At 32.1% G+C, this 15747-nt stretch carries 14 protein-coding genes and 1 pseudogene; 6 read left to right on the forward strand and 9 right to left on the reverse strand.

Annotated features, from left to right (window positions below; genetic code table 11):
- Positions 1–19: 19 nt before the first annotated feature.
- The 3 genes from H0I32_RS01895 to H0I32_RS01905 form a co-directional block, all read right to left on the reverse strand.
- The gene (locus H0I32_RS01895; RefSeq protein WP_173586999.1) at positions 20–652 is read right to left on the reverse strand and encodes an SDR family oxidoreductase; all 633 of its coding nucleotides are present in this window, start codon (positions 650–652) and stop codon (positions 20–22) included.
- 17 nt (positions 653–669) lie between these two features.
- Complete coding sequence (locus H0I32_RS01900) at positions 670–825, reverse strand: YqaE/Pmp3 family membrane protein (RefSeq protein WP_173586998.1); 156 nt, start codon at positions 823–825, stop codon at positions 670–672.
- A gap of 175 nt (positions 826–1000) precedes the next feature.
- A complete protein-coding gene (locus H0I32_RS01905; protein ID WP_173586997.1) occupies positions 1001–2503 on the reverse strand; it encodes a succinate CoA transferase in 1503 nt (500 codons plus the stop codon).
- A 176-nt stretch (positions 2504–2679) separates the two neighbouring features.
- Here H0I32_RS01905 and H0I32_RS01910 point away from each other — a divergent pair, with 176 nt between their 5' ends.
- Complete coding sequence (locus H0I32_RS01910; RefSeq protein WP_179313896.1) at positions 2680–3486, forward strand: AraC family transcriptional regulator; 807 nt, start codon at positions 2680–2682, stop codon at positions 3484–3486.
- Positions 3487–3516: 30 nt separating this feature from the next.
- Positions 3517–3930: pseudogene (locus H0I32_RS01915) on the forward strand (glyoxalase); the annotation flags it as partial.
- A gap of 79 nt (positions 3931–4009) precedes the next feature.
- Here the strand turns inward: H0I32_RS01915 and H0I32_RS01920 are convergent.
- The 4 genes from H0I32_RS01920 to H0I32_RS01935 form a co-directional block, all read right to left on the reverse strand.
- On the reverse strand, positions 4010–5014 hold the full coding sequence (locus tag H0I32_RS01920) for a sugar kinase (protein ID WP_179313897.1): 1005 nt from the start codon (positions 5012–5014) through the stop codon (positions 4010–4012).
- A 196-nt stretch (positions 5015–5210) separates the two neighbouring features.
- Positions 5211–5930: an energy transducer TonB gene (locus H0I32_RS01925; RefSeq protein WP_179313898.1), complete on the reverse strand. Its 720-nt coding sequence runs from the start codon at positions 5928–5930 to the stop codon at positions 5211–5213.
- A gap of 93 nt (positions 5931–6023) precedes the next feature.
- Positions 6024–8174 carry a TonB-dependent receptor gene (locus tag H0I32_RS01930; RefSeq protein ID WP_179313899.1) on the reverse strand — a complete coding sequence of 717 codons (2151 nt, stop codon included), beginning with the start codon at positions 8172–8174 and terminating at the stop codon, positions 6024–6026.
- Between the two features lie 274 nt (positions 8175–8448).
- Entirely contained in the window at positions 8449–9720 is a 1272-nt protein-coding gene (locus H0I32_RS01935) for an NAD(P)/FAD-dependent oxidoreductase (protein WP_173586993.1), read from the reverse strand.
- A 303-nt stretch (positions 9721–10023) separates the two neighbouring features.
- Here H0I32_RS01935 and H0I32_RS01940 point away from each other — a divergent pair, with 303 nt between their 5' ends.
- On the forward strand, positions 10024–10518 hold the full coding sequence (locus H0I32_RS01940; protein WP_173586992.1) for an RNA polymerase sigma factor: 495 nt from the start codon (positions 10024–10026) through the stop codon (positions 10516–10518).
- A 4-nt stretch (positions 10519–10522) separates the two neighbouring features.
- A complete protein-coding gene (locus H0I32_RS01945; RefSeq protein ID WP_173586991.1) occupies positions 10523–11155 on the forward strand; it encodes a hypothetical protein in 633 nt (210 codons plus the stop codon).
- A gap of 83 nt (positions 11156–11238) precedes the next feature.
- Here the strand turns inward: H0I32_RS01945 and H0I32_RS01950 are convergent, their stop codons facing one another.
- Positions 11239–12039, reverse strand: coding sequence for a lysophospholipid acyltransferase family protein (locus tag H0I32_RS01950; RefSeq protein ID WP_173586990.1), 801 nt, complete (start codon positions 12037–12039; stop codon positions 11239–11241).
- Between the two features lie 49 nt (positions 12040–12088).
- Positions 12089–12733 (reverse strand): NUDIX hydrolase, encoded by a 645-nt coding sequence (locus H0I32_RS01955; protein WP_173586989.1) that lies wholly within the window; start codon positions 12731–12733, stop codon positions 12089–12091.
- Between the two features lie 2 nt (positions 12734–12735).
- Here H0I32_RS01955 and H0I32_RS01960 point away from each other — a divergent pair, with 2 nt between their 5' ends.
- Together H0I32_RS01960 and H0I32_RS01965 are read left to right on the forward strand one after the other, a co-directional pair.
- Positions 12736–13449, forward strand: a complete 714-nt coding sequence (locus tag H0I32_RS01960) for a peptidylprolyl isomerase (protein WP_179313900.1) — start codon at positions 12736–12738, stop codon at positions 13447–13449.
- A gap of 105 nt (positions 13450–13554) precedes the next feature.
- The gene (locus H0I32_RS01965) at positions 13555–15702 is read left to right on the forward strand and encodes a M3 family metallopeptidase (protein ID WP_179313901.1); all 2148 of its coding nucleotides are present in this window, start codon (positions 13555–13557) and stop codon (positions 15700–15702) included.
- Positions 15703–15747 lie beyond the last annotated feature (45 nt).

Raw genomic sequence — 15747 nt, forward strand, 5'->3', positions numbered from 1 at the left:
AGAATTCTTGTCTTCTATTTTAATTAGACAAGCTACTTAAGGCTTCTCCAATAATAGTATCCCCCTCTAAAATCTCGAAAGTTGTATTATAAGGCGCATCATCACTTAATGTACTTACTAAAGTTTTAGCGACATCGGCTCTACTAATTTCACCTCGCTTACTCAACTTCTCACTTAATTCTATTTCTCCTTTTCCTATATTATTATTTAAAGCTCCTGGTCTTACAATTACATATTTAAGCCCACTTTCCTTAAGATGTTTATCAGCATTTTGTTTTGCTTTTAAATAATCTCTTAAATCGTCTGAAGCCTCAGGATGATCTGCTCCCATTGAACTCAGCATTACAAAACGATTAATATTAGCCTCTTTTGAGGCATCCATTAAGCGCTTTGCACCCTCTTGGTCTACTTCTATTACATTTTTTCCGCCAGATCCTGCCGCAAAAACTACTTTATCTACACCTTTTACAGCATCTGTAAGATCACCCGTTAAATCTGCTAAGACAGTTTTTACACCATCAGCCTTAAATTGCTTCTGCTGCTCTTCTTTACGCACCATTGCAATTGGATTAAAATACTGTGATGATTTTAATAAGTTAACGACTTGTTTTCCTGTGGTACCGTTAGCACCAGCAACTAATATATTTTCCATTATTTTTTTACTTTTTTTTATTTACTATTTACATAAAATGCATAAATCACACCTGGTAACCAACCAATAATTGTTAAGACAACACTGATTAAAAATTCAGTTCCTAGTCCATGTTTTAAGAACACAGCTAACGGAGGTAATAAAATGGATAAGATTATAGTAAGTAATGACATAGTTTTTATTTTTGGTTCTCCACAAAATTAGCATTAACAACTAAAATTACTTAACTTGTTTAATAGTAATGTTAGCACATATTAAAAACTGATGTCATTAAAGCAAACTGAAAAATACAGGCTATTGGTAATAGATAATTAAAAATAGTAGCATTTATAAACTAAATAATTAAGCCTAATGATTAACAAGTATTTCTATTTTCATTGTCCCTTTAGTTTTAAGTTGCGTATGCCAACTAAAGGCTTTTTCTAAAATATGTGGTGTTTGTCCACCAATATTATGAGCTTCTTCAAAATAATCTAACATTTGATCTTTATACTCTGGATGTACACAGTTTTCAATAATAAGTCGTGCTCTTTCTACAGGTGCCAAACCTCTTAAATCAGCTAAACCTTGTTCTGTTACCAAAATATCTACATCATGCTCGGTATGATCTGTATGAGACACCATAGGAACTACATGAGAAATCCGTCCTTCTTTTGATATTGATGGACAAGCAAAAATGCTTAGATATCCATTTCTAGCAAAATCCCCAGAACCTCCTATTCCATTCATCATTTTAGTCCCTCCAATATGTGTAGAATTTACATTTCCATAGATATCTACTTCGATTGCTGTATTAATTCCAATAATACCTAAACGACTAATCACCTCAGCTGCATTACTAATGTTTTGCGGTCTTAATAGAAGTTTGTCTTTATACTGTTCAAAATTATTAAACACTTTATTAGAACACGCTTCAGTTACCGTAATTGAAGACGCAGATGCGAACAGCAATTTACCTGAATCGATAAGCTCAAAAGTACTATCCTGAAGCACTTCAGAATACATCGTTAAATTTTTGAATTTACTATTCGTAAACCCTGATAAAATAGCATTAGCCGTTTTACCTATACCTGCCTGTAAAGGCAATAATGATTCCGTTAACCTTCCTTCTTCTACTTCATTTTCTAAAAATTTAAGTATATGACCAGAAATCGCTTTTGTTTTTTCATCTGGATCAGCTATTACCGCCGGACTATCTGGAACTTCTGTATAAACAATAGCAGCTACTTTTTTAGGATCAATCTTAATATATGGATCTCCGATTCTTGTATCTGATTCTGTTATAGGAATCACCTCTCGATTGGGTTGTTTTTTTAAAATCTTAACATCATGAATTCCTGCTAGAGACTCAGGAAACGTTGTATTTATTTCTATAATAATTTGATCTGCATTTTCTGCAAAAATCGGAGAGTTACCAACGGATGTTGTTGGTACAATATAACCATCTTCAGTAATAGATACCGCTTCAATAATAGCAATATCAATTTTAAATTTGTCAATTTTCTGAAGCATATCTGCTGTTTGTCCCAAATGCTGATCTACATAAAGAACCTCATGACTGTTTATACTTTTTCTAAGCGTCGGATCTGCCTGAAACGGTAATCTTTTATACAATGCACCATTTTTTGCTAAATCGGCATCTGTATCGTACCCTAATGAAGCACCACTCAACACAGTTACTTTCAAATCTTCATGAAGCGCTCTTTTTGCAACTTGAGGTAAAACTGTTTTACTGTCTCCTGCTTTTGTAAAACCACTAACACCCAACACGTGACGATTTTTAATTAGTAAAGCAGCCTTTTCAGCAGTCTGTATTTTATCCAAATAATCAGGATATTTAATTCGTTGCATATTATTAAATATTTAGAGATTTTTAAGGTAAAAAATTACCTATTTGATTGTTATTTTTAGTTTGATTATGTTTTTCACAAAACTAAGATGCAATTTATACAAGATATCTAATGTCTATTTATTGATATAAGACAATATTTTATTAATTTAGTGCAAATAAGACTGTATTATAGATTATGAATACAAAGTATTACTTAACCGAGGTAGATAAAAATCCTAAAAGCATATTTTGTTACCATAATTTAATGGGGGAAACATTCATTGAACCTCACAGGCATGATAAAGGTCAATTTTTATATACTGAAGGTGGTGTTGTACACGTTAAAACAAAGAATAGAATATATTATTTACCAGCTCGGCACTATATGTGGATTCCTTCACGAGTAAGGCATGCCATTTACCCCAGCACACCAAAGGTTATTATGAGAAACCTATATTTCCCCATACCTACAAATTCTTCAAAATTCTATAGCAAAGAAGGTATTTACCCTATTAATAATTTATTAATGGAACTTTTATTATTCACTAAAAACTGGAAGGGAGATATTCTGAAGTCTCAAAAAAACAAATATGCAATTGCTTATGCTTTTAAAGCTCTTTTAGAACAAACCGTCTCTAAATCTCTACATTTAGAATTACCACAACCTACGGATGGTCGCTTAACAAATATTATAAATTACCTAACAGACCAAATACACCAAGAACACTTATTACCTCAGCTTGCTTCAAAATTTAGCATGACGGATAAATCACTTTATAGACTTTTTAAAAAGGACGTAGGCATGTCTTTCATTAAATACTACACCCAATTACGGATATTTAAATCCTTAGAATATTTAATGAATTCGGATTATAATATTTCAGAAATAGCAAATATGGTTGGCTACAGTAGTTTACCAACCTTTAGTAACACATTTAGTAAGGTTATGGGAAAACGACCTTCGGAATACAGAAAATCGAATGAAATATACTTAGAGCCTTAAATTCAACTCTTGCAACAAAAAAACAAACTGTATTACACCATTATGGAACCTTCTACCATTAAAGAAGAAAAAGAAACAACCATTGGTATTATATGTATTGATGGGTTTTGTGAAGATTGGGACGAATTTAAAATCGCACATTTATCAACTTCTGATGGTGTTGGTGTAGAGATATTCTCTTTCCCTCATGGCCTTAAAGAAGCTCCTGAATTTAGTTTGTTTAATACTAGATTATTTCACTTTAGCATACAAGACCCTAACATTGAAGAATTAATTGATAAAATTGTCGTTTACGGCGGAAAACAACGTATGCCTATTTGAGAATATTATCCTGGAGAAAAACCATTTAAAATGTGTTATGTAGAAGATCCTTTTGGAATTGTTTTCGAAATTTACACACTCAGTTATGAGTTAACCTACTCATCTGGTGCATACGCTAAATAATAGCAATAAAATAAAATAGCTTGCCTATATAAAGAACAAGCAAGCTATTACTATTTTAATTTATAATGAATGACATGTTTTAGCGCACAAAACGCCCTGAGATATTACCTTCTAAAATAGACATCACATCATCAGCATTTGCATAATTAACATCACCTTCATAAGTGTGTTTTAATGCGCAAGCTGCACTAGCAAATTGCATAGCCTTAAAATCATCGTATTGTTGTAAAGCATGGATTAAACCTGCAGCAAAAGCATCTCCAGTACCAATTCTATCTACAACATGTGTAATATCTAAATCTTCAGATTCTTTAAATTCTGTTCCATTCCACATTCTGGCTCTAATTTTATGCCATGAAGAATTTAAAGAGGTTCTAATCTTATCAAATACTTTTTCTATAGATGGAAACGCTTCCATCAATTCCTTACTAGCCTTAAGAAAATCTTCGTTTGAATAACTATAATTAGTCCCTAAAACTTCATTAATCTCATTAACACCTCCGATAAAAATATTTGAATAATGCAATAACTCTATCAAAGATGATTTTGCATCTTTTCCGTATTTCCATAAACCACTTCGATAAGTTGGATCAGCAGAAACAGTAATCCCCTTTTCTTTAGCCAATATAAGTCCCGCCTTTAACGTAGCAAAAGCACCTTCACTTAATGCTGGCGTTATCCCTGTCCAATGCAACCAATTCCCTTTTCTTAAAGCTTTTTCCCAATCTACCATTGAAGGGACTATTTCTGAAAAAGAAGAATGCGATCTATTATAAGAAATTTTACTCGGTCTCATTACAGCTCCTACCTCTAAAAAATAAACCCCTAAAGGCCGCTTAGAAAACTCTATTGAAGATGTGCTAACCCCAAACTTTCTAATATAAGATAAAGCTGTTTCGCCAATAAAATCATCAGAAACAACACTTATATGTTTTACTTTACCTCCAAAATTAGCAATAGAAATACCTACATTTAACTCCGTACCTCCAAAATAAAATTCAGCAATATTAGACTGCATAAATTTTTTATTACCTCTTGGCGAAATACGCATTAAAACTTCTCCAAATGTTATAATTTGTTCCATATGAATATATTTATTTCTCTTAAAATTATTAGTTTATTTATCTCAAAGTTTAGAGACATAAAAGATAGGGACTTAAATTTACTTAAATAAATTTATAACAAATTATGTCTAAAATAATTTAAAAAACAAAATCCCTTTTCAGGGATTCTGTTTTCAATTAAGGAAAATTTTAAGGTTATAATATTAGGGTATATTGCTACTGCATTAACTTAAAATTAATTGGAACACTATAAGGCATACTCACAGGCATATCTCTCTGTTGCCCAGGAATCATTTTTGGTAAAAGACTTATAATACGTTCCGCTTCAGTTTCTAAAAGCTTATCTGGTCCTCTAGATTTTATTTTAGTCACCTTCCCTGTTTTATCTATTAAAAAGAAGACATAAACTTTACCTTGAATATTTAAATCAGCAGCAGCTTCTGGGTATCTAAAATTTTTCTGTAAATGCGCTTGCATTTTTTCTTCAAAACAGGCTTTTAATTCAGCATTATTTCCTTTACAACCTGGAAATTGAGGAACTTTCTCAATCAATGCAAATGGCACCTCTAAATCCTCTTCTACTTCATCTACAACAACATCTTCAACTTCAGCTACTTCTTCAATAACATCATCTTGTCCTACTTCAGTACTCTCTACAACAGTCTCTTCTACTTCTTCAGTATCTTCAACTATAGTTATTGCTTCAGTAACAACCTGTTTTGGAGGTGGTGGTGGTGGAATATTAATGGTAGTGATCGGTATATCCTCATCAAACTGATCATCTAACATTAATAAATCAATCTTTATCTCTTCTTTTTCGTAAGTCTTATGTTCAAGCCCTAAATATGTTAAGAGCAACATTACATTTAAGCCAACAGCAAAATATAAACTGCTGTTTCTACCTACATTGGCTTTTGGGTTTTTTTTGAGTTCCATGACGTTTAATTTAGTACTATAAAGGTAACAGATATACTAATCTCAAATCATGATATAAATCATTTTTCCCCTAAAAACCAAACACTTACAAGATCACAGATTATCTAATTGATTATCATTACCATCCTGACTAATCGTCCAAAAAAATCCTACAAAAAAGAACTGATCTGAAGCCGGAGTTAGTGCTCTTCTACTAAATTGACCATCAAGATTTAGAGTGTCTGCATACTGATAACCATTTACATTATTAAACCCTAAAACATTGTTTACCGAGAAGTATAAAATTTTCTGCTGATCTAATAAATAAGACCAGTTTAAGCTAAGACTATTAAATGCTTTTGTACGTTCACTAAAAAAACGATCTGTATTTGGATTATTATAAGGTCTGCCAGAAGAAAACCCATAAGATAAACCAACCTGACTTCTTAACTTATCTATCCAATATTTACCAACTATAGATAGATTATGATTGGTAGCATAATTTGGTTGTACAGACGTTTCAAAATTTTGATCATTACGCTTTGTGTCTAAATATGAATAACTAACCCAATAATCTATAGTTTTAATACTGTTATTATCTCTCCAAAATAAGTCAATACCTTGTGCATAACCTTCACCTGATGAATTAAAATTACTATCATAAGCTGCAAAATCGGTATCAAACTTTACCAAATGATTGTAATCTTTCCTATACGCTTCAGCTCTAAATATTTTTCCGTTATTAATGTATTGATAATTAAAAATATAGTGTGCTGTTTTTTGTGCTTTTAAATCTTGTTCAAATTTTAAAATTGAACTGTTTGGGTTCTGATAAAAGTTACCATAAGCTAAAGAAAACTGCTCATTTTCTGAACTCTTATATGCAATTGCTGCTCTTGGCGCTATATCTGTTGTTTTAAATATTGAACTGTAATCTGCACGCCATCCAACTTTTAAAGCTAGGTTTTTAGAAAACACCACATCTGCTTCAACAAAACCGGCTATAATATTATTATTGAAGCCATAAGTTTCATTTAAAGCGTCTTCTACAAAGTTCTCCTTAAAATCTGTTACAAATTGCTCGGCACCAAAACTTAATTTTAACTGACTACTGAAACGTTTTTTTAATTTCAGCTTTAAATGTGCTGAGTTTTCGGTGTCTTGGATCTTCTGAGACTCAATTCCTATTTTATCCTTCGCATAAGTATAACTCATTCCAGAAAGCACACTCCAACCACTTCCTAAAACCCCTTTATATGAAGTGTTTAAGTAGAAATTATTATTGTTCAATTTAAAATTAATACCGTCATCATAATTAATATCTGCTTGATTTAATTCAAATTTAGTCGCATCAAATGCAGCATAAAACTTTAGCATTCCATTATTTAATTTTCGCCTAAAAACAGTTTCACCTTGAGTCGTTACAAAAGGAGTCTTCCAATCATTTTTATCCTTAAAAACCGATAAATAAGGAGAAAGATTCACATAAGAAGCATTAAAACTTAAAGACGATTTTTTCCGTTTTTGAGTATTCCCCAAGCTAGCACCTAGGCTCATAATCCCTATATCTGTTTTTTCCTGGCTAGGTTCATCTATCGTATTTAAAAGCAAAACACTAGATAAAGCTTGTCCATATTCGGAAGAATAACCTCCTGTAGAAAACGTAATACCATCAAACAAAAAAGGGGAATAACGACCTCGTGTTGGTGTATTGCTCGCTGATGGAGAATAAGGTGTAAATACACGAACGCCATCTATAAATATCTGCGTTTCCTCTGCATTCCCCCCTCTCACAAACAAACGTCCATCTTCAGAGACATTAGACGTACCTGGCAAGGTTTGTAAAGCTCCTACAAAATCGCCCAATGCACTTGCCGTAGTAACCACATCTAATGGTTTTAGCACAGAAACCTTACTATTATCATTCGCTTCAAACGTACCTGCATTAATATGCACCACATCTAAAGCTTCCATATCTTCTCTTAGTTTAATGTGAAGGTTTTTTAATTTTGATACGTCATTAATCATTCTTTTGGTTTCAAATGATAAATATGAAATAACTAAGGTTTGTGTCCCCTTTATATCGGTTGAAAATATAAAAGTACCTTCCTCATCTGTCGTTGCCCCATCATAGGTCCCGTCTAAATAAACATTAGCCCCAATAATAGGTTCATTTTTAGTATTTAATACTTTTCCTGAAACTGTAGTTTGCGAGTTCCCTAAAGCTGCTAGAAGTAAAATAAATATAGTGATTAACTTGTTCATGTTTTGATTGATTATAAATCCTGAATTAAACTCAGAATTAATTGATAATGCAAACATGAATCATATTTAAGCCAACATGAATTCTATTTTACTGAACTGTTAATTATCGATGACGAAATGAATTGATGATACCAATACCTATTTTGAAATCAATATTTAATTCACTAAAGTATATTAAAACCAAAGCCGTTATTAATATTATTTAATAACGGCTTCACTCTAATTTATAATCAGTAAAACTATTTGTTTTACTGGTTTATGTTTTTAAATAAAACTACTTCTTATAAGGTCTAATAATAAGTCTTGCAGCTTTATCAAAGTTAATATAACTATATGTCCAACTGAAGAGTACCATAATACGGTTTCTAAAACCTACTAGTGACATTAAATGTACAAACATCCAAATAAACCACGCAAAGAAACCACCAAATCTGTAGTGTTTTAAATCTACAACAGCTTTATTTCTACCAATAGTTGCCATTGAACCTTTGTCTCTATAAACAAAAGGTTTCATGGGTTTATTTTCTAATAACCTCAACAAGTTTTTACCTAATAACTTTCCTTGCTGAATAGCTGGTTGAGCAACTTGTGGATGTCCTTTTGGATAAGCATCCGTAGTCATTAAAGCGATATCACCAAGAGCAAAAATATTAGTATAACCTTCTATTTGATTAAATTGATTTACACTATAGCGGTTAAGCCTTTCTAAAATAACATCTGCTTTTAATCCCTGAACTGGCGCTCCTGTAACTCCGGCTGCCCAAATTAAAGTTTCTGACTCTAATACCAAATCAGAATTCGTTGTTACCGTTTTTCCATCATAATGCTTAACAAAAGTATTACAATGTACTTTAACCCCTAATTTATTTAAAAATTTTGATGCTTTTTTAGAGGCATGCTCACTCATTGGAGGCAAAACACGGCTTGCTCCTTCAAGTAAATGAATGTGCATATCATCAGGGTTTAAATCGTGATAATCTCTAGGTAATATATTATTCTTTAATTCAGCAATTGCTCCCGCAAGCTCTGCTCCTGTTGGTCCAGCACCTACGATAACAAAATTTAAAAAAGCTTCACGTTCTTCTTTAGTTTTTGCAATGGCTGCATTTTCAAAATTCTCTAAAATAAGACTTCTTATATCTAGTGCTTGCGGAACAGATTTCATTGGCATGCTATTGGTTTCAATAGCTTTATTACCAAAATAATTTGTTTTTGTCCCAGTAGCAACCACCAGAAAATCGTAAGATAAATTTCCTATTGAAGTAATAACCTCATTACTTTCGGGTAAAATTTGTTCAACTTCTGCTAAACGAAAAAAAGTAGTATCGTGCTTTTTAATTATCTTCCTCAAGGGATAAGCAATAGACCCTGGTTCTAAACCAGAACTAGAGACCTGATACAATAAAGGTTGAAATGTGTGATAATTATGCCTGTCTATAAGCACAACTTGAACATTTTTATTCGCTAATGTTTTTACTAGATTCACACCTGCAAAGCCACCGCCTATTATGACGATTCTCGGTAGGTTAGACTGAGGAATATTCATTAAATAAGTATTGAAATTATACCCCAAAAATACAACTTATCACATCAGAAAAGCACCTAATAATTTAACAAAAAATCATAAAATCTGTAAAAAAAACAATGATGCTTATTTTTATGGATATTTTTAAAAATTTAATAATATTTATGTCTCTAAATTCACAAAAGGGTAATTATAACACCAATATTTAGAAGTTAAATTTAATATAAAAAGTAAATCTCTAAATTCTCCTAGCATAATAATTAAATATTTTTGTAACAAAACTGTTACTCTTACTACTAATAAGTTAACCAACCATTTCAATAATTGAACAAAGAACTAGAACATAGTTTTGTAGAACAATTGCAAAAGCATCAAAACATTGTACATAAAGTGTGTCGTTTATACACTAACAATGCAGATGCTCATAACGATTTGTTTCAAGAAATTACCATACAATTATGGCGTGCTTATCCTAAATTTAGAGGTGAGGCAAAGTTTAGTACATGGATGTATCGTGTGGGATTAAATACAGCAATTACGTTATACAGGAAATCGAAAAGACGTATTAACACACAAGAATTTGATGCTGTAGAGTTCAAAATAAAGGCTGAAGAATATGATGATACAGAAGAGCAACAATTAAAACTCTTGTATCAAGCAGTACATCAATTAAATGATATTGAAAAGGCATTAGTTTTCTTGTATTTAGAAGACAAAGACTACAGAGAAATAAGCGCAACATTAGGTATAACGGAAGTTAATGCAAGAGTGAAGATGAATCGCGTAAAAAAGAAATTAAGAACCATACTAAATCCGTAACATTATGGATGAATTAGAATTATTAAAAAAGGATTGGAAAAAATCCGACAATCAATATAAGTCATTTTCAGATAGTGATATCTATAAAATGAGCCACAAAAAATCGTCTACCATTGTAAAAACATTATTTTACATTAGTATGGCAGAATTGGTCTTTTGGATATTGATAAACTTTCTCCCATTTGTACTTTCAGATAGCTTGAAAGGGCAACTTGAAGAAATGAGTCATAGTTGGGTTTATATTGGGCTAAACATAATAAGTTATTCTGTTATTATTTTATTTATCTATCTTTTATGGAAAGCACACAAAGCAATCTCTGTAACAGATAATGCTAAAAAATTAATGGAAAGCATTTTAAAAACGAGAAAAATAATCAAATACTATGTGATTTATAACCTGTTATTAGCGCTAATAAGTATTCCTATTTCGCTTTCTTTCTCCATAAGCGAACATCCTGAACTTTCTAAACAAATAAGTACAGCTTCTTCTGCCCAATTAGCCATAATGCTTTTAATAGTAATAATTTTTACTGCTGTTTTCTTAACTGTTATATGGTTGTTTTACAAATTAATATATGGAATTTTAATTAAGCGTTTAAACAGAAATTATAAAGAACTAAAGAAGCTAGAAGTTTAAAAATAACACTATGTATCAAAACAAAAAAGTCAGCAATTAAATTGCTGACTTTTTTTGTGTAAATTAAAACTTAATCTTTTTAATTACATATCACGTAATTCTCTATTTAAACGTTCATTTTCTTCAAGGATATCTTGTGGAATAACTTTTAAGAATGAAGGATGTTGTTCAATAGCATATTCTATTTTTTCTACAATACTATCAATAGATTCATTTTCGTAATCTATTTCTAACGGTTGTTTAATTTCAAAAGACTGAAAGATATTTTTCTTTTTAATTCTAAGTCCTTTCTTATCAAAAGAACGTCTAAAACCATCAATTACTATTGGTACAACTACAGGTTTATAACGTTTTATAATATGCGCAGTTCCTTTTCTAATAGGTTTAAAAGGAGTTGTTGTTCCTTGTGGAAATGTAATAACCCAACCATCATTTAGCGCTTTTCCGATACTAGAAATATCGCTCATTTTCACCTGTCTATTAACATCTTTACCTTGTGATCTCCAAGTACGCTCAATACTAATAGAGCCTACATAAGCCAAAATTTTAGGTAAAAGTCCTGATCTCATAGTCTCCTTAGCCGCTACATAATATATATTAAGCTTCGGGTTCCATAAATAACCGATGTTTTTAATAGAATCTTCACGATTACTCAAACTTGCGTTGAATACATGAAACATAGAGATTACATCTGCAAAATAAGTTTGATGATTAGAAATGAACAAAACATTCGTTTCTGGTAAATCTTTAATAATCTCAGAGCCTTCAATTTGTAGTTCATTAAAACCTCTAAAACGACGATGCGTTAAAGCACCCAAGATTCTAATTAACCATTTTTTAACCCAAAGTATATGTCCAAAAGGATTTCTTTTAAATAATCCCATAATAATAATTCTAGTTTATCTTAATCACAAATGTAAACATAATGTTAAATTATAGGGCGATTTTTAACAAGTCTTTAATCTCACCAAGCATCATTGCTGTTGCCCCCCAAACAATATGACCGTTAAATTTAAACGCAGGCACATCGACTCTAACACCTAGAGATGTTGGCACCAATGTAGTTAACGTATTACTTTCACTTAAAAAATCACTCAACTTCACTTCAATCACAGCTTCTACTTCTTCGTCTTGTTTTGTAAAAATTAAATATTCTTCAGAAATCCCCACAAAAGGATAAACCATAAAATTACTCGGTGGTACATATATAGGAGACATCGCTTTTAAAACATTAATGTGTGTACGAGAAACTCCAACTTCCTCTTCCGTTTCTCGTATAGCCGTTTCCTTTAAGTCATTTTCATCTTCATCTTCATATTTCCCGCCAGGAAACCCAACTTGCCCAGAATGAACGCCTTTATAAGTTTTACGAAGAATAAGAACCAGATAAGTTTCGTCGTTCGTTTTAGGATAAAACAATGCCATAACACCTGCTCTCCTAGTTGTTTCTGACTTTTCTCTCATTTTATCTGCCAATTCTAACCGGTAAGGTGGAGACATTTTAGCATGAGACTCTTCGCCAAGAAGCTCAAGATGTTTTATTTTTACTACAGATTCTAAAAATCGACTAAATAGCATTTATGAAATTTCAATTATTATTCCCGATGGTTATCGGCATTGGTTTATTACTTATGAGTTGTGAAGATAAACAAACTTCAAAAGATAAAAACACGTCCATTGCAAAAGATTCTATCATTTCTAAAATTAAAAGTAAACCAAAATTAAAAACAGAGCCAGAATTCCCAGTGCTTACTGATAACAATGCTATGGAATTCTTTTTAGAATATGAAAAAGAAAATCCTGAAGATAAAGTTAGAATCACTACCGATTTTGGCATTATTGAAATTCAATTATACAATAAAACCAAATTTCACAGAGCTAATTTTGTTTACCTCACTAAACGCAATTATTTTAACAACACCCAATTTTACAGAGTGGTAAAAAACTTTGTAATTCAAGGCGGTAGTAGTGATGATTATAATATTGCTAAAAGACGAAAAAAAATAGGACATTACTTGTTACCACCGGACACCAAGAGAGGTTACACACACAAAAGAGGTGCGATATCTATGCCAAGTAGTGAAATTGAAAATGCCTACAAATTAGCCTCACCTTTTCAGTTTTTTATTATTCAACGCGAGGGAGGTGCAAACTATTTAGACGGAGATTATACTGTTTTTGGTGAAGTTACTTCGGGTATGGACGTTGTAGATAAAATTGCTAATGTAAAAACAGATGAAGGCGATTGGCCTTTGAGTAATGTTTATATTAGAAAAGTAGAATTGATTAACTAACAATACACATAAATTATCAAAAATTCAGAAACATCTTCTGTAATTTCAGTATCTTGTTTCCTTGATATAATTCAACCTCTATTCAATAAACCAAAATGATTACCCATGATAAATAAATCCATTACATCTACTATTATTTGCAGTATGATTCTTTTAGCAAGCTGCAAAGAAGATAGTAATCCTAAAACAACTGAAAAAGCTATGAGCAATAATGTACTTATCCAAGAATGGACGGGACCTTTTGATGGCGTTCCTGCTTTTGATAAAATTTCTGTAGAAGCTATAAAACCTGCAATGGAAGAAGCTATGAAGCTTAATCTAGCAGAAATTGATGCTATTGCCAACAACACAGAAGCTGCAACTTTTGAAAACACTATTGCTGCTATGGAAAGTGCAGGTAAAGCCCTAGATAGAGTTAGTACTTATTACGGTATTATGGGAGGAAATGTTTCATCTCCAGAATTTAGAGCAATACAAGTAGAGTTAGCACCAAAATTATCTGACTTTAGATCTCAGATTTCGCAAAACGAAAAACTATTTCAACGTATAAAAACGGTTTATGAAGACTCTCAAAAAACACCTTTAGAGCCGCAAGCACAGCGTGTCGTAGATTTAACTTATAAACGTTTTGAAATGAATGGCGCCAATCTTGATGCTGAAAAGAAAAAACGCTACGCCGAAATAAACAAAGAGCTATCATCACTTTATACGGATTTTGCAAATAATATTTTACACGACGAAGAAAACTACATCACTTATTTAAGCCAAGATCAATTAGTAGGTTTAGCTGATGGTTTTATAAAATCTGCTGCAAAAATAGCTACAGATAAAGGTCAAGAAGGAAAATATGCCATTACAAACACAAGGTCTTCAATGGATCCGTTCCTTACCTATTCTACCGAACGCCAATTAAGACAAAAAGTTTGGGAAAACTACTATTCTAGAGGTGATAACGGTGACGAGTTTGATAATAACGATATCATCGCAAAAATATTAAGATTACGTAAAGAGCGCGTAGGCTTAATGGGGTACGCTAATTATGCAGAATGGCGTTTACAAGACAGAATGGCAAAAACACCAGAAAATGCTATGGATTTAATGATGGCTGTTTGGCCAGCTGCAACTGCACGCGTAAAAGAAGAAGTTGTAGATATGCAAACCGTAGCTAATGAACTTGGTGACAATATTACTATAGAACCATGGGATTACAGATATTATGCTGAAAAAGTACGTAAAAAGAAATATGATTTAGACAGCGATGAAGTGAAACAATACTTACAATTAGATAAATTAAGAGAAGCCATGTTTTTTGTTGCAGGCGAATTGTTTGATTACAAATTTACACCTGTTGCAGAAGGTTCTGTTCCTGTATTTAATGAAGATGTAAAGGTTTGGGAAGTTACCAATAAAGAATCGGGTAAACATATTGGCTTATGGTATTTAGACCCTTATGCACGTCAAGGTAAACGTTCTGGAGCTTGGGCAACGACCTACAGAAGTTCAGATTCGTTTGAAGGCGAAAAAAATGTTTTAGCCTCTAACAATTCTAACTTTGTAAAACCTGCACCAGGAGAAGCTGTTTTAGTATCTTGGGATGATGCTACTACATTTTTCCATGAGTTTGGCCATGCCTTACATTTCTTTTCTGCAGATGTAAAATATCCAACTTTAAACGGTGGTGTTAGAGATTATACAGAATTCCAATCGCAATTATTAGAACGCTGGTTATCTACAGATAAAGTAATTAACAAATATTTAGTGCATTACAAAACAGGCGAACCGATTCCGGCTTCTTTAGTTGAAAAAATAAAGAAAGCTTCAACTTTTAATCAAGGATTTGGAACTACAGAATATTTAGCTTCTGCATTAATGGATATGAAATTACACTTAGCAGATCCATCAAATATTGACATTGATACTTTTGAGCGCGAAACTTTAGACGAATTAGGAATGCCTAAAGAATTGCCAATGCGTCATAGAACACCACAATTTGGACATGTATTTTCTGGTGAAGGTTATGCTACTGCATATTACGGTTATATGTGGGCAGATGTTTTAACAAGTGATGCTGCTGAAGCATTTAAAGAAGCAGAAGGTGGATTTTATGATAAAGCCGTTGCAGATAAATTATTGAAATATTTATTTGCTCCACGTAATGCTATGGATCCTGCTGAAGCTTACAGAAAATTTAGAGGACGTGATGCTAATATTGAAGCTTTAATGAGAGATCGTGGATTTCCTATAACTGAATAAATTAAAGGATATATCTACAGAGAACAATGGTAGTCTAGCTTATTA

This window comes from Winogradskyella sp. HaHa_3_26, from assembly GCF_019278425.1.
Classification (GTDB): Bacteria; Bacteroidota; Bacteroidia; order Flavobacteriales; family Flavobacteriaceae; genus Winogradskyella; species Winogradskyella undariae.